Origin of the sequence: Martelella sp. AD-3 (assembly GCF_001578105.1) — a bacterium.
In the GTDB taxonomy this organism is placed as follows: Bacteria; Pseudomonadota; Alphaproteobacteria; order Rhizobiales; family Rhizobiaceae; genus Martelella.
The window spans coordinates 484129-502682 of sequence record NZ_CP014275.1 but is presented as its reverse complement, the minus strand read 5'-3'; the positions used below and the strand labels follow the sequence as shown (position 1 = coordinate 502682).

Sequence of the window (18554 nt, the reverse complement as noted above, 5' to 3'; positions counted from 1 at the left end):
GTCTCCGGCGGGCCCGCCCGTTCTTACTCGGCAGCCTCTCCGGCAAGCGTCTCGTCCTCGGCGAGAAAGCCGCCGGACTGGCGTTTCCACAGATCGGCATAGATGCCGCCGGCCTCCACGAGTTCCTGATGCGTGCCCGTCTCGATGATCTCGCCCTTGTCGAGGACAACGAGGCGATCCATCTCCGTCAGCGTCGACAGGCGGTGGGCGATCGCGATCACGGTCTTGCCCTCCATCAACCCGAACAGGCTTTCCTGAATGGCCGCCTCGACCTCTGAATCGAGCGCCGAGGTCGCCTCGTCCAGCACCAGGATCGGCGCGTCCTTCAGGAACACGCGGGCGATCGCGATGCGCTGGCGCTGGCCGCCGGAAAGCTTCACCCCGCGCTCGCCCACATGGGCGTCAAGCCCGGTGCGACCCTGCATGTCGGAAAGCCCTTCGATGAAGTCCCAGGCATTGGCGCGTTTTGCCGCGGCAGTCACCTCCTCGTCCGTCGCGCCCGGACGGCTATAGGCGATGTTGTCGCGGATCGAGCGATGCAGCAGGGACGTGTCCTGCGTCACCACGCCGATCATCGAGCGCAGGCTGTCCTGCGACACTTTCGAGACATCCTGGCCGTCGATGGTGATCTTCCCGCCTTCAAGATCGAAGAAGCGCAGGAGCAGGTTCATCATCGTCGTCTTGCCCGCGCCGGAACGTCCGACCAGACCGACCTTCTCGCCCGGCCTGATGGTGAGCGACAGACCGGAGATGACACCGCCCGCCTTGCCGTAATGGAAGGAGATGTCGTCATAGACGATCTCGCCTTTCTTCACGTCCAGAGCCTGCGCGTCGTCGACATCAACCAGCTCGTGCTTCTTCGCCATCATCGACATGCCGTCATAGACCGTGCCGATGTTCTCGAAGAGCCCGGTGACTTCCCACATGATCCACTGCGACATGCCGCCGATGCGCATAACCAGACCGAGGGTCAGCGCAATTGCGCCGACGGTGATGCTGCTTTCCAGCCAGAAGCGGATCGCCAGCGCCGCCACGGCAAAAAGCGCGACCGCGTTGTTGATATAGACAAGCGCCTGGAACTGGGTCACCCGCCGCATCTGGCGGTAGACCGTATCCAGAAAGCAGTCCATGCCCTCGCGCGCAAAAAGCTCCTCGCGGCCGGCATGCGAGAACAGCTTGACGGTGGCGATATTGGTGTAGCTGTCGACCACCCGACCCGTCATCAGCGAGCGCGCATCGGCCTGCTCGGCCGAGATCTTGCGCAGCCGCGGGATAAAGTACCAGAGCAGCAAGGCATAGATGACGATCCAGACCAGAAGCGGAATGACGAGACGCCGGTCGGCCGCGGCAACGATGAAGATCATCGAAACGAAATAGGTGATGACGTAGACGAACATGTCGAGCGCCTTCATCACCGTTTCGCGGATGGCAAGCGAGGTCTGCATGACCTTCTGCGAAACCCGTCCCGCAAACTCGTTGGCGAAGAAATTCATCGAGTGGCGCAACACATAGCGATGCATCTGCCAGCGGCTGATCATCGGCAGATTGCCCAACAGCACCTGATGGATCAGCAGCGAGGAGAAAATCGTCAGGCCCGGCAGCAGCACCAGAACCAGCGCGCCCATGAAGGCGAGCCGCCAGCCCTCGTCCGCAAGGAAGGTCTCGCGGTTGGCCGTCGACAGCCAGTCGACGATATCGCCGAGGAAGCGGAACAGATAGACTTCCCCGAAGGCGACCAGCGCCGCAACGAGGGCCATTAGCGCGAGATAGGGCGCTGCGGGCTTCGAATAGTGCCACAGGAAGGGAATAAGGCCCGTGGGCGGCGCCGTGGGCTCCTCCACGGGGTAGGGATTGAGGCGGTTTTCAAACCAGCGAAACATGATCTCACTCCAATGCCTCCCGGCCGCTCTCCAAAAAAGAGCACACTATGCCCGCACAGGGGACCCGGGACTGGAACAGCGACCGGTTCACGCGGTCGCGTTAATTCGGATGATTAAATAGGAAAGAAGAAGGCGGTGTGAAAGGTCACACGGTCCGGCGCGGTGGAACGCGGAGCACTACAAAGCCAGTGATGTTCATCATGCCATGCTCCTTTCGCCGGTTAGAGAAAACGCGGGACTTATAGACCCACCGCATCCGGATGGCCATAGCCGTCAACCGCGAAAAAGACATTTCACGCGGATATGTTGCCGCTCGGCAACGCTTGGTCAAAGCCGGCGAGGCATCGCCGATACAATGCGGCCTTGTGCTGCCCGCGGGGGGCCGTGCTAGAAGGTCCGGGAAACAGACGTCGAAGAGGGACCAGGTGTCGCGCAAAACCGACTGGCTTCACAATCTCGCGCTGCTGAAGCCCACGCCATACCGGCCTTGGCGGCATGCGATCCGCCTCTCGCTCGGCACCGGCCTGCCGCTGCTGCTTGGAGAACTGACCGGCCATCAGGGCCCAATGCTCTATGTGGCGCTGGGCGGCTTCCTTGCCGCCGTCACCGTTCGGCTCGACCCCTATCCTGAACGGTTCCGGCAATTGGGCATTTCCGCGCTGATCGGCGCGACCGGCTGCCTGATCGGGCCGGAGGTTGGCGGGCACGGGCTTGTGACGATCGGGCTCTTGATGCTTGTCGGCCTGATCTCAGGCCTCATCAGCGGCTATGGCGCGGCCTTTTCCACCGGCGCGCTCAACATGCTGGTGCTCGCCGTGGTCAACGCCCATGCGCCCTCGGCCGTACCGTCGTGGCTGGTGTTCGTGAACTTCCTCGCCGGCGCCGCCTTTGTCGCCTTTATGCTCGGGATCGGCGCACTGTTCGAACGCGACAGACCCGAACGGCGCATGCTGTCCGATATTGTCGGCCTGCTCGCGGAGCTAGCCCGTTTATCGGACGCCGTCGGCAAGGCTCCGACGCCGGAAAACCGGCTGCGCATGATCGACACGCGACGAAAGCTGACGGATGCCACCAAGACCGCCTATGCGACGCTGATCGAAAAACGCAGCCACGGCCGCGCCCGCACCCGCTCCGTGCTGCGAACCGCCGCCATTCTTTCGCTGGTCAACCAGCTTTCCCTGACGATCATCACCGCGCGCGGAAACGGCGGCCTGACGCCGACGGCTGAACAGCTCGACGCCATGGCGCGCGCTTACATGGCGCGCGCCAGACAACCACCGCAAGCGCCCAGCGAAGAGGGCCAGGGCGACGAGCCCAGGCACCTTGCCGACCGTCTCGCCGCCGCCATGTGGCCGGCCGCGTCCGCCCGCGAGGTTCCGGAAGAGGCCGAACAGGAAAAAACGGACGACGCAGTATTTTCCGCAGGTCTCGGCACCCGCCTTGCCCGCCGTCTTGTTCTCGGCCGCGAGGTCGTGGTCTCCGCGCTCAGACTTTCCCTGTGCATGGGCCTTGCCGTGGCCGTCGGCCGCCTGATCCCCGGCGATCACTCCTACTGGCTGCCGATGACGGTCGCAATCGTGCTGAAACCCGATTTCGGCTCGGTCTTCCTGCGCGCCATCCATCGCAGCCTCGGCACGCTTGTCGGGGTGGGCATCGCCCTTGCCATCGGGGCGCTGGTGCCGCGCGGGGTCGCGCTCGTTCCGGTTATCATGGCCCTCAGCGCCATCATCCCCTTTGCCGGCCTGCGCAGCTATGCGGTGATGGTGAGCTTTCTCACCCCCGTCATCCTGCTGATGATCGCCATGGTGGCGCCGGGCCCCGCCGAGAGTTACGACATTCAGAGACTCGCCGACACGCTGGCCGGTTCGGCGATCGCGCTCGTCTTCGGCTATCTGATCTGGCCACGCTCGCAGGAGGAAAATCTTGAAAAGGCCTTCTCGGCGGCCATGGAAAAGGTCGGCGCCTATCTGTCTGCGGCAACGGCTGCAAAGCCCGATGATGAGGCCGGACTTGCGAAGATGCGCCAGACGCTCACCAATCGCGCATTCGCCGCCTCGCGGGCGCTGTCCGACCTGCGCACCGTTCTGGGGCGTCTGGTCGCCGAACCGCCGCCGGCCGGACGCGAGGCGGCCGCCTGGTTTCCTGCCATCGCCGGTGCGGAGCGGCTCTCCGACGCCATCACCGTCTATGCCGAGGGCCGCAGGCTCGGCGATCCGCCGCCCGACAAGGACCGCGCGGCCAGGGCGGAAGAGGCGCTTTCGGCGATCACCGGCGGCGACGCCGCCGGACACAGGCCGGGCGGCCGCGAAAAGGACGACCGCTTCGGCGATGTCGAGGCCGAGATCGCCTGGATCCGGACCTATCTCAGACGTCGCCCCGGCCGAAAGCCTGTTCAGCCGTCCTCTGCCGCCCCGACTTTCAGATAGGATTGCGGCGGCACTCCGAAACCGCGCCCGAAGGCGGCAACAAAGGCGCTGGCGCTGCGATAACCGAGCAGACCGGCGATCTCGACGCTGCTCTTGCCGTGGCTCAGGTGATTGACGGCCTCCATCAGCCGCAGCCGGTTGCGCCATTCGGAAAAACTGAGGCCCGTCTCACGCTTGAACAGACGTTCCAGCGTGCGGGCGCCGGCGCCGGCGAAGCGCGCCAGTTCCTCCAGATTGGCGCGGTCGTCCGGCCGCTCGAGCAGCCGGTTGGTCACCCGTGCAAGGCGCGGATCGCTGCCGGCAGGCAGGCTGAGCGGCGCCGTCGGCAGAACGGCCAGTTCGTCAATGATGACACCGGAGAGCCGCGAGAGGCGCTCCCGGTTTCCCGTCGGGCCGAGGGCGCGGAACCGCAGGAGGAGCTGACGCATGAGCGGCGTCATATAGAGCACCTCGCAATGCAAGCCGCGAAGGTTTGTCACCGAAGGGTCGATGTAGATAAAACAGGCCGAGACGTCGGTCTCCATAACCACTTCATGGGTAATATTGCCGGGGATCCACACCGCGTGGCTGGTGGGCGCAAGCCAGTGTGCGCCGCAGGAATGCACCCTGAGGATACCTTCTTCCGCCCAGAGAAGCTGCCCGCGCGGATGGGCATGCGGCGCGCGGCCGATCTCGCCGGCGCGCCAGCGTTGCGCTTTTGCCGTGACCGGCCGCGCCGAATCAATGATCCAGCCCGGGCCGTCTTCGGGCATGATGAATGACGCAAATTCGATATCGTTTGGCATCATATAGCTGTTCCGTAATAGTCTCCGCACGCATAATATGGCATCAGCCCATTTCCAACACTGCCGATTGAACGCCATGCTGACCTACAAGAAGATCATCGTTGCCGGCCTTGCCGCGCTTGCGCTTGCCCTTGCCCTTTACCCGCAGTCCCTGATGACAGCCGAGCAGGCGCGCACGCTCGGTCTCGTCCTGGTGACGCTCAGCCTGTGGGCGACTTCGCTGGTGCCCGCCTATCTCGCGAGCCTGATCTTCATCGCTTTCGCGCTGCTGTTCAAGCTGGCGCCCCCCGCCGTGGTGTTTTCCGGTTTTCACTCCTCGGCGATGTGGCTTGTGTTCTCCGGTTTCCTGATCGCCGCCGGCGTGCGCAAGGCGGGGCTCAGCGAACGCATCGGCTCGGCGCTCACGGCAAGGATTTCACACAATTTCACACTGCTGATCAGCGGAATCTTCGCCGTTGCAGTCGTCCTCGCCTTCATTATGCCGTCCTCCCTCGGCCGGTTTTTCCTGCTATGGCCGATCGCCCTGGCGCTCGCCGAAAAGCTTGGCTTCGCCGGAGGCTCGAACGGACGGGCGGCGGTTTCCCTTGCCACGGTCTTCGCCTGCCACATGCCGGGCTTCGCCCTGCTGCCGTCGAACGTCCCCAACCTCATCCTCGCCGGGGCCGCGCAAACGATCTACGGCGTGGACTTCACCTATGCCCGGTATATGGCGCTGCATTTCCCGATCCTGGGCCTGCTCAAGAGCCTGATCATCATCGCGCTGATCCTGCGCTTCTTCCCAGACACGCCGCAGCCGCTCGCCGCCGGGGAAAGGCAGAATCAAAATGCAAAGCCGCTCGACTGGCGGCAATGGTATGTGATCGCGGTGCTGGTCATCACGCTTGCCTTCTGGATGACCGATACTTTCCACGGAATCAATCCGGCCTGGATCGGCATCTGCGCCTCGATCGCGCTGCTGATGCCGGGTCTTGGCCCGGTGGGACCGGAGGACTTCGACAAGAACGTCAATTTCGGCGTCTTTCTGTTCATCGCGGGCTTCCTCGCCGTCGGCGCCGTGGTCAACGCAACCGGTCTCGGCATCGTTATTGCCCACGGCATGGAACATGTCCTGCCGCTCAGCCCCGGGCGCGACTTCGTCAATTTCCTGTCGCTGTCGCTGATGGGCTTCGTGGTCGGCATCATCTCGATCCTGCCGGGCGTGCCGGCTGTGCTGACGCCGATGGCCTCGGAGCTTTCCGCGCTGACCGGCCTGTCGCTGACGAGCGTGCTGATGACGCAGGTGATCGGCTTTTCGACCATCCTCTTTCCCTACCAGTCCGCGCCGTTGATGGTCGGTATGCAGGTCACCGAGCAGCCGGTCGGCAACATGATGAAGGTCCTGTTTCCGCTGACGCTGATCACCGCCTTCATTCTCGTGCCGCTCGATTTCCTGTGGTGGCGTCTCCTCGGCGTCATCTGACGGCCGGCAAGGCTTGAGCACAGGAGCGACGAAGCGTAAGGAAGGCCATGACCTTGCGCATCGCCCTCTACCAGCCGGATATCGCCGGCAATACCGGCACGATCCTCAGGCTTGCCGCCTGCCTCGGGCTTGCCGTTGACATCATCGAGCCGGCAGGCTTTGCGCTGTCCGACAGGAACCTGAAACGGGCCGGCATGGATTATATCGCCAAGGCGGTCATGACCCGTCATGTCGACTGGGAGGCGTTCGAGATCTGGCGGCAGGAAAACGGCAGGCGGCTGGTGCTGGCTTCCACCAAGGCAAGCCTCGCCTATACCCGATTCCCGTTTGAAGCCGACGATATCCTGCTGTTCGGCCGCGAAAGCGCGGGCGTGCCGGATATCGTTCATGAAAGCGCGGATCATCGTGTCCGCATTCCGATGGCCGAGGGCGAGCGCTCGATCAACCTCGCTGTTTCCGTCGGCATGATGGCGGGAGAGGCGCTGAGGCAGACAGGCGGCTTCGACGCCCTCTCGTGAGCGCGCTCAGTCGGCGGAAGACAGCCTGCGCATGGTGAACTCGATCCGGTCGCCGCTCAGGACGCGCCAGCTTTCCACCTCGGTCCAGTAGGCGGCCTTGGGATAGCTTGCGAACCACTCGCGCGCCTTGGCGCGGGCCTCCTCGCGCGACAGGCAATAGCGCTCGCGCACGAAGCCGCCATCATTGCGGCGGTGTTCCCTGATCCGTTTTTTAAGCCCGTCCATGGACGGCGGCTTTGGAAGATTGGCCATCCCGCTATCCTTCACGTTTCAAAGAAGATAAGGTTTTCACATCGCATTTGCGAGTCAAATCAAGAGCCCGGAAAACGGGCGCATGCATTTCAAGCGGAGCGCATCATATGGAACGGCCGAAACTGCCTGTTGGCCTGCCGGAGGATATCGAGGCCAGGAAAAGCGCGGCCAGGGCCTGGTTCGAGAGCCTGCGCGACACGATCTGCTCCGGCTTCGAGACACTGGAAAAGGAACTGACCGGGCCGTTGAGCGACCTTGAGCCGGGGCAGTTCGAAGCCAAGGACTGGAGCCGCGAGAACGGCGAGGGCGGCGGCCGCATGTCTGTCATGCACGGCCGCGTTTTCGAGAAGGTCGGCGTCCACACCTCAACCGTCGAAGGCGAATTTTCCGAGGAGATGGCGAAGACCATGCCGGGCGCCGAAGAGAACGGGCACTACTGGGCAAGCGGCATCTCGCTGATCGCCCACCCCGTCAACCCGAACGTTCCGGCCGTGCACATGAACACCCGCATGATCGTTACCGGAAGCTGGTGGTTCGGCGGCGGCGCCGACCTTACCCCGGTGCTCGGCAGGAGGCGTCGCCAGGAAGACCCGGACACGATCCTCTTCCACCGCGCCATGGAGATCGCCTGCAACAGGCACCAGGCTATCGTCGACTATCACAAGATGAAAAAATGGTGCGACGACTACTTCTACCTGCCCCACCGCAAGGAGCCGCGCGGCGTCGGCGGCGTCTTCTTCGACTGGCAGCACTCCCCGGACGACAAGGGCGGCATGGAAGCCGATTTCAGGTTCGTTCAGGATGTCGGCCGCGCCTTTAACCTGATCTATCCCAGGCTGGTGCGCTCCAACTTCAACCATGAGTGGACGTCAGCCGATCGTGACGAGCAATTGGTGCGCCGCGGACGCTATGTGGAGTTCAATCTTTTGTACGATCGGGGAACCGTTTTCGGGCTCAAGACCGGCGGCAATGTCGAGGCGATCCTGTCATCCCTGCCGCCCGTCACAAGATGGCCTTAATCTAAATCGTTATAGTTAATTTTTCTTCAAATATCGGCCTTGTTTGCATTGCAAAAAGGGGTTCTACTTACCAAGTCGGATACAGACTTTAACCCCAATACCAGTCCGAGAGGAGCGGGCAAATGGCAGACAAAGTCAAGATCACCGAAACCAAGGCCGCACGGAAAGACTACAAACCCAACCCCAAGAAGGTCGCGGGCACCGATGACAGCAAATATGCCGCGGAGATGGCTTACAAGCACGGTCGTCCGTGCGAATCCTCCGCGGTGTTTGAAACCTGGGCCCAGCACTGAGGTCCCAACCGGGCCCGGCTTTGTTCTGAGGCCCTGTCCACCCGACTGCGGCAACCATTTCCGCGTCGGTGAGCCCGGTTTTTCGATCACGACCGCCCGGCGCTTCCTGGTGCCGGGTCGGCAATCGGTCTCTGGCCAGACAGCCAGCTGAAAAAGCCGTCTCCCCTGCCGGTTTAGCGCGAACAAATCATCCCTGCCGGCGTTTAACCTGAAGACGGAAAACAAAGGAGGAAGACATGAAACGTTTTGATTGCGGAACGCTCGTGCCCGGCTGCCCCTGGCACACCAGCGCAGAAGACGAAGCAGAAGTTGTCCGCCGCTCCGTCGAGCACCTGCGCACGACCCACGGCGAGACCATTATCCGCGAAAACATGGTCGACAACATCAAGGCGCGGATCAAGGACGAGGAAAAGGCCTGAGGCCTCAGCCGTTTCTCAACGCATCAAGCCGGGCGGCAAGCGCTGCCCGGTCCAGTTCGAAATCGCTTTCCACCCATTGCTTTTCCAGGCTTGTCAGAATTCGACCCACCTCGGGGCCCGCCGGCACGCCGGCATCGACGATATCGCCGCCGGAAATGGGCATTTCGGGCTTTTTCCAGCTCTCGGCCGCCTCGATCAGGCGCACGTATCCCGCTGCCTCTGCAACCGCTTCTGCATCGCCGCCCGCAGCCTTGGACCGCGCGTCGGAAAGCGACAGCTTCAGCCGCATCAACAGGCCCTGCTTGCCGTGCGTGTAAAGCAGCTGGCGCAGGCGCGCCGCCGATGTCGACGCCGCAACCACCGGCGCGGCGGCAAAGGAGAGTATGAGGTCACGTTCGGCATTGGAGAACTTCAGGCGCCTCGCCATCGCCTTCAGCCGCACGTCATAAGGCGGGACAATCGCGGCGAGCCTCACAAGCGGGTCAGGCATCCAGCCAAAATGCGCCTCGGCGTCGACCAGGCCCGGCACCGCATCGATCCCCCATTTTTCGCTCTCCGGCAACACGATCGTGAGAACGCCGGTCTGGCGCATCCACAACAGCGCGCGCGAGGGATCGCCGGCGGCAAGAAGCTTTTTCATCTCCGCCCAGACGCGCTCGGCAGACAGGGTCTTCAACCCCTCGCGGTGGCGCACGCTTGCCTTCAGACCTGCCGCATCGGGCCTGCCGCCGCCATACCAGGCAAAGAAGCGAAAAAAGCGAAGTATCCTCAGATAGTCCTCGGTGATCCGCGTTTCCGCCTCGCCGATAAAGCGGACGTTGCGCGTTTCGATATCCGCAAGCCCGTCGACGAGATCGATCACGGCGCCGTCCCTGTTGGCGTAGAGCGCGTTGATCGTCAGGTCGCGGCGCGCCGCGTCCTCGGCCCAGTCGGTCCCGAACCGCACCGTCGCGTGCCGCCCGAATGTCTCCACATCGGCGCGCAGCGTCGTCACCTCGAAGGGTTTGCCCTCGCACACCACCGTCACCGTGCCATGCGCGATGCCCGTGGGCACAGGCTTCATCCCCGCATTCTTCGCCCGCGCGGCCACCTCTTCCGGCACAAGCGTGGTCGCCATGTCGATGTCGCCGACCGGCATGCCCATCAGCGCGTTGCGCACCGCTCCACCGACGATCCGCGTTTCGCCGCCATCGCCGTTGAGCACATCGAGAACCTTCTGAAGCCGGCCTTCCCTGAACCATGGATCGTCTTTCACCGTCTTCACGCATAAAGCCTTTCATAGATTGTCCTGACGATGCCGGCGGTAATGCCCCAGATCCGGTAATCGCCGTAATTGATCTCGTAATAGCGCCGGGTCTTGCCGCCGAGCACGCCGCTGCGATGCTCGTGATTGGCCGGTTCCATGATGAAGCCGAGCGGCACCTCGAAAATGTGATCCACCTCGTCCGGGTTGGCCGTGAGCGAAAAGCCCGGGCGCACGACGGAGAGGATCGGCGTGATCCTGAAACCGGTTCCGGCGAGATAATCCGGCAGGCGCGCGACCGGCTGGACGAAATGGCGGTCAAGGCCGATCTCCTCCTCGCATTCGCGCAGCGCCGCATCTTCCGGCGAGCGATCGTCCGGATCGATCGACCCGCCCGGAAAGGCGATCTGCCCGGAGTGCTTTCTGAGCTTCGTGGTCCGCCGGGTGAAGATCACCCGCGCCTCATCGCCATAATCGACCACGGGGACCAGCACGGCGGCCGAGCGCATGTCCAGATCCTCATAGTAGGCAAAGAGGTCCGGGTTGAGCGCATGGTCGCCGTGGTCACGCCAGGCATGTTCCAGCGGCTTGCCCCGCTGGGCGAGCGCGCGCTGGCGGAAGCCCGCTGCGGCAAAGCGTGGATTGGCGGCATTCACAGTGACGTCTCCAGCATGGCCATTTCCATCACGGGAAAGAGCATCGCGCCGGAGCGGATGACAAACATGGCCTTCCCTTCCACATCGGCCTCTTCGCCAAGTTCCACGAGATCATAGGTCAGCGCCCGCGAAAACAAGGCTTCCAGACGTCCCCTGACCAGAACATAGGGCTTGAGCTCGGCATTTTCCCCGGAAATTTCAAACCGCAGGGGATGCGTCGCGCCGATCTCGACCACCTCGCCCATATTGGTGCGCACAGAAACCACCCGTTCGCCGTCCTTGCCCGAAAGCGCCATGGCAACGGCAACGAAGGCCGCGTCCTCCACGCGGATGCGGACCTTCTCGACGGGCGTCACCAGATAGGTCTCGCCATCTTCATCCTTGCGCAAGACCGTCGAAAAAAGCTGCGCAAGCGCCGCACGCCCGATCGGCGTTCCCTGATAGAACCATGCGCCGTCGCGACGGATTTCCATGTCGAGGTCGCCGCAGAACGGCGGATCCCATTTTTCCACCGGCGCGGGCGCGCGCTTTCCCCCGCCCTCGAGCTGGCGTGCGATTGCCGCGGCCAGCCCCGAAGGGTCTGCAATCGATGGTCTTGCCCCGTCCGTCATCTTTCCGTCCCAGTTTCGGGTCGAATGTTGTTCGCTCTCGAAATAGTCATTCCAAACCGGCTTGTCAGCCGCCGGCAGGTGATTATCCTTTTCGAATGACGAACCGGCAACCGCCCGGAAACACCAAACTGGCCCTCGGCCGTGGAGACATGTGCATGGATGCGACTGACGCGAATACGGCTCAGGAGATCGTGGCAGAGGCCGAAAAGGCCCTTGAGGACATCCAGAAGGTGAAGGCCGAGGTCTCCAAGGTCATCTACGGCCAGGAGAATGTCGTGGAAAGCGTGCTTCTGGCCGTGCTCTCCGGCGGCCATGCCCTGCTCGTCGGCGTGCCGGGCCTTGCCAAGACCAAGCTGGTGAGCACGCTCGGCACCGTGCTCGGCCTTGCCGGCAACCGTATCCAGTTCACGCCCGACCTGATGCCGTCGGATATTCTGGGCTCCGAAGTGCTGGAGGAAAGCGACACCGGCCGCCGCTCCTTCCGCTTCATCAAGGGCCCGGTCTTCGCCCAGTTGCTGATGGCGGACGAAATCAACCGCGCCTCGCCGCGCACCCAGTCGGCGCTCTTGCAATCCATGCAGGAATATGCCGTCACCATTGCCGGCCAGCATTACGACCTGCCGCGCCCCTTCCACGTGCTCGCCACCCAGAACCCGCTGGAACAGGAAGGCACCTACCCCCTGCCCGAGGCACAGCTCGACCGTTTCCTGCTTCAGGTCAATGTCGGCTACCCCGACATTGCATCCGAGCGCCGTATCCTGCTGGAGACGACCGGGGCGACGGAAGAGACGGCAAGGCCCGTCATCACGGGAGAACGGTTGATGGAGATCCAGTCGCTGATCCGCAAGATGCCGGTCAGCGAAAGCGTGCTCGAAGCCATCCTGGAACTTGTCCGCGCCGCTCGTCCCGGAGAAGGTTTTGAGGAAACCGACCGCACCGTGGCCTGGGGCCCCGGCCCGCGCGCCGGACAGGCGCTGATGCTGACGGCGCGGGCGCGGGCGCTTTATCAGGGCCGGCTCGCTCCCTCGGTCGACGATGTGAAGGCGCTTGCCGCGCCGGTGCTGCAACACCGCATGGCGCTGACCTTTGCCGCCCGCGCCGAAGGCATCACCCTCACCGACGTCATCGCCACCATCGCAAAGCGCGACTTCAACTGACAGGCAGCCGCCCTTGGCCCCGATCGGACAAACGACACCGCCAACCGCCCGCAATTCGGCTCTCGTCGAGGGCAAACGGCGCGCAAGCCTGCTGCCGGACTGCCTGATCGAGGCGCGTCGGATCGCCAACACGGTAATCGCCGGATGGCACGGGCGCAGGCGCCGTGGTCCGGGCGAGAACTTCTGGCAGTTCCGGCCCTATGCGCCCGGCGAATCGCTGATGAAGGTCGACTGGCGGCGTTCGGCGCGCGACGACCACACCTATGTGCGCGACATGGAATGGGAAGCGGCGCACACCGTCTGGCTGTTCTGCGATCTTTCGCCGTCAATGCAGTTCCGCTCCGAAGCGGCCCCGGTTTCCAAGGAGCACCGCGCGCTGGTCCTGCTGCTGGCAATTGCCGAAACCCTGCTGCGCTCGGGCGAGCGGGTCGGCTATCCCGGGCTGATGGAGCCGGTTGCCAGCCGCAACGGCGCCGAGAAACTCGCCCATCATCTTGCCGCAGCAACCGAGATTCCCCCCGTCCTGCCCGATACGCAGATGATGCGCGGCCCATCGGAACTGATCGTCATCGGCGATTTTCTCGATGATCCGCAAGCCCTTTTCAATAAGATCGCGCCGCTTTCCGAGCGCGGCCTCAAGGCCCATCTGGTGGAAGTGGCCGACCCGGCGGAGGAAAGCTTTCCCTATAGCGGACGCACAGCGTTCGCCGATCCCGAAACGGGCCGGGAACTGACGCTCGGCCGGGCCGAGAGTTTGAAGGAGTCCTATCTCGAACAATACCGGGCACGTCGCGCGCTCATTTCGGACGCAGCCCGGCGCTCCGGCTGGAGCTTCTTGACCCACCACACGGACCGGCCTGCCTCCGAGGCGCTGACGGCGCTGCACATGCGGCTTTCCGGCCTTAACGGAGGGCGGCGCTGATGGCCGGCTTCGAGTTCCTGAGCCCGCTGGCTCTTGCCGCTCTCGTGGTTTTGCCCGCGATCTGGTGGCTCCTGAAGCTGACACCGCCGCGGCCGCGACGCGAGATCTTTCCGCCACTTGCCATCCTTCTGCGGCTGGCGAAACGCGACGAGACGCCCGCCAGGAGCCCGTGGTGGCTGACGCTCCTGAGAATGGCGCTCGCAACGTTCGTCATTCTCGCCATTGCCAATCCGGTGATCAATCCGGACCGGACCGCGCTTTCGACCGCCGGTCCCCTGACGCTCCTGATCGACAATGGCTGGGCGAGCGCCGAGGACTGGGAATCGCGCATGGCCGCCGCCGACGCGCTGATCGAGGCGGCCGGCCGCGCGAACCTGCCCGTCGCTCTCGCCTTCACCGCCGAGACGGGCGGCGATGCGCGTCCGGTCTCGGCCGATGAAGCGCACCGGAGGTTGGCAGCCGCAGAACCGCAAGCAGTCCGGCCCAACCGGTTGATCGCGGCAACCGCGCTCATCGATGCGCTCGGCGGCACGCCGCCCGGCACGATCGCCTTCCTCTCCGACGGATTGTCAGGGCCCGACGACGAGGCCGCTTTCGACGTGCTGAACGGCGCGGCGGCCAGCGATCTTCTGGTGATGCGCCCGAACCGCGCCCTTCCGGCAGCCCTGACTTCGGTCGACAATGGCGTTGCCGCAAGCAGGATCACGGCCGCGCGCGCGGAAGCCGGGCCGCGCGCGGACATGACCGTCAATGCCTATGACCTGCAGGGACGCGTGATCGCGACCAGTCCGCTGGTCTTTGCAGCCGGCGACACATCAGCGGCAACGGAGATTCGCGCGCCCTTCGAGGTGCGCAATGATTTCGCCCGCATCGCCATCGACGGCGCGGCCAATGCCGGCGCTGTCCATCTTCTGGACGACGGCTTCCAGCGCCGGCGCGTCGCGCTTGTCTCGGGAAGTCCGGCCAATGAGGCCCAGCCGCTGCTGTCGGCGGCCTATTACCTGCGCCAGGCGCTTTCCCCCTACGCCGACCTGATTTCGAGCGACGCCGCAACCTTGCCCGAACAGCTTGATGCGCTGATCGAACAGAAGCCTTCCGTGGTGATCCTCAGCGATGTCGGGACGCTTGGCGAAGACACCCATGCGCTTTTGCGGCAATGGGTGGAGGCCGGCGGCACGCTGGTCCGTTTTGCCGGGCCGCGCCTTGCGTCATCCGAAGGCGAAGACCCGCTGCTGCCGGTCCGGCTGCGCTCCGGCGCGCGCGCCTTTGGCGGGGCGATGAGCTGGAACGAGCCGCAGACCCTCGCGCCCTTTCCGCAGGAAAGCCCGTTTTACGGCCTGCCCGTACCGGACCGCATCACCGTCTCCCGCCAGGTGCTGGCCGAGCCGGCGCCCGATCTTGCCGATCACACCTGGGCGAGCCTTGAAGACGGCACGCCACTGGTGACCGAAAACATGCTTGGCGACGGACGGCTGGTGCTGTTCCACACCTCGGCCGACCCGAACTGGTCGAACCTGCCGATTTCCGGCTATTTCGTCGAAATGCTGCGTCGGATCGTCAATCTTTCCCGAGCGAGCGCGGCGGCCGACGGAGAAAACGGCTCTTCGCGCCTCCTGCCCCCCTACCGCCTGTTGGCGGCCAACGGCACGCTGTCAGCCGATGTCAGCGGCGCCAACCCGCTTTCCGATGCCGGGAGACAACCAATCGCGACGCGGGAGAACCCGCCGGGGCTTTACGGCTCGGCCGACGGCTTCACCGCCGTCAACCTCTTTGGCCCCGAGGACACGCTTGCGCCGCTCGATGTCGCGGCCCTTGAAGGCAGCCGCCTGCAGCCGATCGGCGAGACCCGCGCCTTCAGCCTCAAGCCGTCGCTCTTGGCGGCCGCCATGCTGCTCCTGATTTCCGACGGCGTCATCATGCTGGCGATGAACGGCGCTTTCTCGAATCTCAAGTCACGCCGCGCCGCCCTGCCCCTCATTCTTGCGGCCGCTCTTGCCGCCGCCCTGCCCTTCACGCCCGGCCTTGCCGGCACGGCCCATGCCCGGATGAGCGATGCCGAGATCGCCGATCTTCTGTACGAGACCCATCTCGCCTATGTCGTGACCGGCGAGGATGAGGTCGACCGCATCTCCGAGCGCGGGCTCAAGGGGCTTTCCGACTATATTTCATACCGCACCGCGCTGGAGCCGGGCGATCCCGTCGGCGTTGATCCGGCTGAAGACGAGCTGGCCTTTTATCCGCTGATCTACTGGCCGGTTTCTGCCGCCGCGCCGATGCCATCTCAGGAGGCAATCGCCGGCATCGAGGCTTATATGCGCAATGGCGGCACCGTGCTGTTCGACACGCGCGACCAGTATTCGCCGCTCAGACAGGAAGCCGTCAGCGCCAACACGGCGCGGCTGCGCGCGATCCTTGACAACATCGACGTGCCGCCTCTGGAACCCGTGCCCGAGGACCATGTGCTGACGCGCTCCTTCTATCTGCTTTCCGATTTCCCGGGCCGGTATGACGGCTCGCCCCTCTGGGTCGAGGCGCGATCGGCCTCCAGTTCGGGCATGGTGACGAGCGGCGGCGACGGCGTTTCGCCGATCATCATCACCGGCAATGATTTCGCCGGTGCCTGGGCCACCAATCCGGATATGACGCCGATGCTGCCGACCGTTCCGGAAAGCCCGCTTCAGCGCCAGTTCGCCTATCGCACCGGCGTCAACATCGTGATGTATATGCTGACCGGCAATTACAAGGCCGACCAGGTCCATGTTCCTGCACTTCTGGAAAGGCTGGGACAATAATGGACCTGACCTTCGCCCCCCTTCTGCCGTTGACCGCGCTCTATGCGGCCCTCGCCGCCATCATCGCGCTGATGGCGCTCGGCTATCTGACCCGCATGCGCGGCACGACGCTGCGTGCGGCGGCCGGTTTTCTGCTTCTCGCGGCTATCGCCAACCCGACTGTTAGCCGCGAGGAGCGCTCGCCGCTTTCAACCATCGTGCCGATCGTGGTCGACCGCTCCCAGAGCCAGCTTTCCGAAGACCGCGCCGGCCGGACCGATGCCGCGCTCGAAAGGTTGCAGGCGCGCCTGGCCGAGGACCCGACGCTCGAGCCGCGCATTGTCGAGGTCGCGACTGCCAACGAGAACGGGCGAGCGGAAACGCTTGCCTTCCAGGCGCTGGCCGATGCCGTGCGCGACGTGCCGCCGAGCCGGATGGGCGCCGCCTTCCTCATCACCGACGGCCAGATTCACGATATCCCCGAGGACGCAGCCGCCTTTCCGGCCGACATCCCCATCAATGCGCTGGTGACGGGCACGGCGGAAGAATATGACCGCCGGATCGAGATCAACGAGGCACCCCGTTTCGCTCTTGTCGGTGAAAGCCTGCCGGTCGAGTTCACCGTGGTCAATGACGGACCGGTCAGCGATGCCGAAGGCGGCGCGGGCCCGGCGATGGTGACGGCGCGGCTCAACGGAGCCATCGTCGCGCAGATGATGGTCGCGCCGGATATCTCGACCCGCTATGTCTTCGACCTCGACACCGGCGGCGAGAACATTCTCGAACTGTCCGTCGATCCTGTGCCCGGCGAGTTGACCGAGGTGAACAACCGCGCGGTCCAGATCGTCGAGGGCATTCGCGAGAACCTGCGCGTGCTGCTCGTTTCCGGCTCGCCGCATTCCGGCGAGCGGACATGGCGCAACCTCTTGAAGTCCGACCCCTCCGTCGATCTCGTGCACTTCACCATCCTGCGCCCTCCGGAAAAGCAGGACGGCACGCCGATCAACGAATTGTCGCTGATCGCCTTCCCGACGCGGGAACTGTTCATCGACAAGATCGACGACTTCGACCTGATCATCTTCGACCGCTACCACAACCGCGGCGTCCTGCCGCTGCTCTATTACGACAACATCGCGCAATATGTACTGAACGGCGGTGCGCTGCTGGTGGCCGCCGGCCCGGAGATCGCTGGACCGGAATCGATCGCAGCAACGCCGCTTTCCGCCGTGCTGCCGGCAATCCCGACCGGTGATCTTTCCGAGGGCGCGTTTTATCCGGGCATCTCCCCGACGGGCGAAATGCACCCTGTCACCCGGGACCTGCCGGGGGGCGGCGAGGAGCCTCCGGCCTGGGGCCGCTGGTTCCGCTCCATCCCCGTCGGCGATGCGCGCGGCGAGACGGTGATGACGGCAGACGGCGCGCCGCTTCTGGTGCTCTCACGCGAAGGCCGGGGCCGGGTCGCCGAATTCCTGTCCGACCAGGGCTGGCTGTGGGCGCGCGGCTTCGAGGGCGGCGGACCTTACGTGCCGCTCTACCGGCGCATCGCCCACTGGCTGATGCAGGAACCGGCGCTGGAGGAGGAGGCGCTGACGGCAGCAACCGATGGCGAGCAGTTGGAAATCACCCGCCAGACCATGGGCGACGCCCCGCGCGAGGCGATCGTGAGCACGCCATCGGGGCGTTCGCTGACTGTCCCGCTCGATGAGGTCGAGCCCGGTCTGTTCCGGGGCAACGTTCCCGTCAGCGAAATGGGCCTGTTTTCGATCGAAAACGGCGACCTGCAACGGCTCGTCAATATCGGCGATCCGGACGCGCCGGAGTTCAAGGCAATGATCTCGACAACGGAAAGCCTTTCGCCGCTTGCGGGCGAGACCCGCGGACTGGTGCAGCGGATTGCGGACGGCATGCCGCCCGTCCGGGTGACGTTCGGGCCGCTCAGGGCCGGCAATGACAGCTTCATGCCGATCGTGGCCACGTCTGATACGCGGCTTGAAAGCATCCGCTCGCTACCGCTCTTCAACGGCCTGCTCGGGCTTGCCGCCCTTCTGGCGCTGATCTCGGCCACCTGGTGGCGCGAGGGGCGGACAAAATCCTGAACTAGCGCATCGTGCTTTCCGAAAATCGGAACCGATTCTCGGAAAGC

16 protein-coding genes are annotated in these 18554 nt (G+C 64.3%); 10 read left to right on the top strand and 6 right to left on the bottom strand.

Going from position 1 to position 18554, the window contains the following annotated elements; all coding sequences use genetic code 11:
• Positions 1 to 23: 23 nt before the first annotated feature.
• Positions 24 to 1880 (bottom strand): ABC transporter ATP-binding protein, encoded by a 1857-nt coding sequence (locus tag AZF01_RS02275; RefSeq protein WP_024707321.1) that lies wholly within the window; start codon positions 1878 to 1880, stop codon positions 24 to 26.
• Between the two features lie 425 nt (positions 1881 to 2305).
• Here AZF01_RS02275 and AZF01_RS02270 point away from each other — a divergent pair, with 425 nt between their 5' ends.
• Positions 2306 to 4306: an FUSC family protein gene (locus tag AZF01_RS02270; protein WP_024707320.1), complete on the top strand. Its 2001-nt coding sequence runs from the start codon at positions 2306 to 2308 to the stop codon at positions 4304 to 4306.
• Here AZF01_RS02270 and AZF01_RS02265 read toward each other — a convergent pair.
• Positions 4273 to 5094, bottom strand: a complete 822-nt coding sequence (locus AZF01_RS02265) for a helix-turn-helix domain-containing protein (protein WP_051424026.1) — start codon at positions 5092 to 5094, stop codon at positions 4273 to 4275. The genes AZF01_RS02270 and AZF01_RS02265 overlap by 34 nt on opposite strands.
• A gap of 73 nt (positions 5095 to 5167) precedes the next feature.
• Between AZF01_RS02265 and AZF01_RS02260 the strand changes: the two genes are divergently transcribed.
• On the top strand, positions 5168 to 6550 hold the full coding sequence (locus tag AZF01_RS02260; protein WP_036236545.1) for an SLC13 family permease: 1383 nt from the start codon (positions 5168 to 5170) through the stop codon (positions 6548 to 6550).
• A gap of 47 nt (positions 6551 to 6597) precedes the next feature.
• A complete protein-coding gene (locus AZF01_RS02255) occupies positions 6598 to 7068 on the top strand; it encodes a tRNA (cytidine(34)-2'-O)-methyltransferase (RefSeq protein WP_024707317.1) in 471 nt (156 codons plus the stop codon).
• Between the two features lie 6 nt (positions 7069 to 7074).
• Here AZF01_RS02255 and AZF01_RS02250 read toward each other — a convergent pair whose 3' ends face one another.
• Positions 7075 to 7320 carry a hypothetical protein gene (locus tag AZF01_RS02250; RefSeq protein WP_024707316.1) on the bottom strand — a complete coding sequence of 82 codons (246 nt, stop codon included), beginning with the start codon at positions 7318 to 7320 and terminating at the stop codon, positions 7075 to 7077.
• Positions 7321 to 7427: 107 nt separating this feature from the next.
• Between AZF01_RS02250 and hemF the strand changes: the two genes are divergently transcribed.
• From hemF to AZF01_RS02240, 3 genes are all read left to right on the top strand, one after another.
• Entirely contained in the window at positions 7428 to 8339 is a 912-nt protein-coding gene (hemF, locus tag AZF01_RS02245) for an oxygen-dependent coproporphyrinogen oxidase (protein ID WP_024707315.1), read from the top strand.
• A 122-nt stretch (positions 8340 to 8461) separates the two neighbouring features.
• Complete coding sequence (locus AZF01_RS23795; protein WP_156484716.1) at positions 8462 to 8632, top strand: hypothetical protein; 171 nt, start codon at positions 8462 to 8464, stop codon at positions 8630 to 8632.
• Positions 8633 to 8868: 236 nt separating this feature from the next.
• Positions 8869 to 9051: a DUF1059 domain-containing protein gene (locus AZF01_RS02240; protein WP_024707314.1), complete on the top strand. Its 183-nt coding sequence runs from the start codon at positions 8869 to 8871 to the stop codon at positions 9049 to 9051.
• Between the two features lie 4 nt (positions 9052 to 9055).
• Here AZF01_RS02240 and AZF01_RS02235 read toward each other — a convergent pair whose 3' ends face one another.
• Genes AZF01_RS02235 through AZF01_RS02225 form a run of 3 tightly spaced genes read right to left on the bottom strand, consistent with a single transcriptional unit; the run spans position 9056 to position 11561 of the window.
• Positions 9056 to 10315 carry a CCA tRNA nucleotidyltransferase gene (locus tag AZF01_RS02235; protein WP_024707313.1) on the bottom strand — a complete coding sequence of 420 codons (1260 nt, stop codon included), beginning with the start codon at positions 10313 to 10315 and terminating at the stop codon, positions 9056 to 9058.
• The gene (locus tag AZF01_RS02230; protein ID WP_024707312.1) at positions 10312 to 10950 is read right to left on the bottom strand and encodes a CoA pyrophosphatase; all 639 of its coding nucleotides are present in this window, start codon (positions 10948 to 10950) and stop codon (positions 10312 to 10314) included. The genes AZF01_RS02235 and AZF01_RS02230 overlap by 4 nt, the downstream gene beginning before the upstream one ends.
• Complete coding sequence (locus AZF01_RS02225) at positions 10947 to 11561, bottom strand: DUF1285 domain-containing protein (protein ID WP_024707311.1); 615 nt, start codon at positions 11559 to 11561, stop codon at positions 10947 to 10949. The genes AZF01_RS02230 and AZF01_RS02225 overlap by 4 nt, the downstream gene beginning before the upstream one ends.
• Positions 11562 to 11716: 155 nt before the next feature.
• Here AZF01_RS02225 and AZF01_RS02220 point away from each other — a divergent pair, with 155 nt between their 5' ends.
• From AZF01_RS02220 to AZF01_RS02205, 4 genes are read left to right on the top strand one after another with little or no spacing between them, the layout of a single operon-like run.
• Positions 11717 to 12718, top strand: coding sequence for an AAA family ATPase (locus AZF01_RS02220; protein WP_371260661.1), 1002 nt, complete (start codon positions 11717 to 11719; stop codon positions 12716 to 12718).
• Between the two features lie 13 nt (positions 12719 to 12731).
• Complete coding sequence (locus tag AZF01_RS02215; protein WP_024707309.1) at positions 12732 to 13640, top strand: DUF58 domain-containing protein; 909 nt, start codon at positions 12732 to 12734, stop codon at positions 13638 to 13640.
• Positions 13640 to 16432: a DUF4159 domain-containing protein gene (locus AZF01_RS02210; protein WP_061449608.1), complete on the top strand. Its 2793-nt coding sequence runs from the start codon at positions 13640 to 13642 to the stop codon at positions 16430 to 16432. The genes AZF01_RS02215 and AZF01_RS02210 overlap by 1 nt, the downstream gene beginning before the upstream one ends.
• Positions 16432 to 18507, top strand: a complete 2076-nt coding sequence (locus tag AZF01_RS02205) for a membrane protein (RefSeq protein WP_024706165.1) — start codon at positions 16432 to 16434, stop codon at positions 18505 to 18507. The genes AZF01_RS02210 and AZF01_RS02205 overlap by 1 nt, the downstream gene beginning before the upstream one ends.
• Positions 18508 to 18554 lie beyond the last annotated feature (47 nt).

Coding starts and splice junctions, on each gene's coding strand:
- AZF01_RS02210 (WP_061449608.1), top strand. CDS start 13,640: ATGGCCGGCTTCGAGTTCCTGAGCCCGCTGGCTCTTGCCGCTCTCGTG.
- AZF01_RS02220 (WP_371260661.1), top strand. CDS start 11,717: ATGGATGCGACTGACGCGAATACGGCTCAGGAGATCGTGGCAGAGGCC.
- AZF01_RS02275 (WP_024707321.1), bottom strand. CDS start 1,880: ATGTTTCGCTGGTTTGAAAACCGCCTCAATCCCTACCCCGTGGAGGAG.
- AZF01_RS02265 (WP_051424026.1), bottom strand. CDS start 5,094: ATGATGCCAAACGATATCGAATTTGCGTCATTCATCATGCCCGAAGAC.
- hemF (WP_024707315.1), top strand. CDS start 7,428: ATGGAACGGCCGAAACTGCCTGTTGGCCTGCCGGAGGATATCGAGGCC.
- AZF01_RS02225 (WP_024707311.1), bottom strand. CDS start 11,561: ATGACGGACGGGGCAAGACCATCGATTGCAGACCCTTCGGGGCTGGCC.
- AZF01_RS02250 (WP_024707316.1), bottom strand. CDS start 7,320: ATGGCCAATCTTCCAAAGCCGCCGTCCATGGACGGGCTTAAAAAACGG.
- AZF01_RS02255 (WP_024707317.1), top strand. CDS start 6,598: ATGACCTTGCGCATCGCCCTCTACCAGCCGGATATCGCCGGCAATACC.
- AZF01_RS02240 (WP_024707314.1), top strand. CDS start 8,869: ATGAAACGTTTTGATTGCGGAACGCTCGTGCCCGGCTGCCCCTGGCAC.
- AZF01_RS02205 (WP_024706165.1), top strand. CDS start 16,432: ATGGACCTGACCTTCGCCCCCCTTCTGCCGTTGACCGCGCTCTATGCG.
- AZF01_RS02260 (WP_036236545.1), top strand. CDS start 5,168: ATGCTGACCTACAAGAAGATCATCGTTGCCGGCCTTGCCGCGCTTGCG.
- AZF01_RS23795 (WP_156484716.1), top strand. CDS start 8,462: ATGGCAGACAAAGTCAAGATCACCGAAACCAAGGCCGCACGGAAAGAC.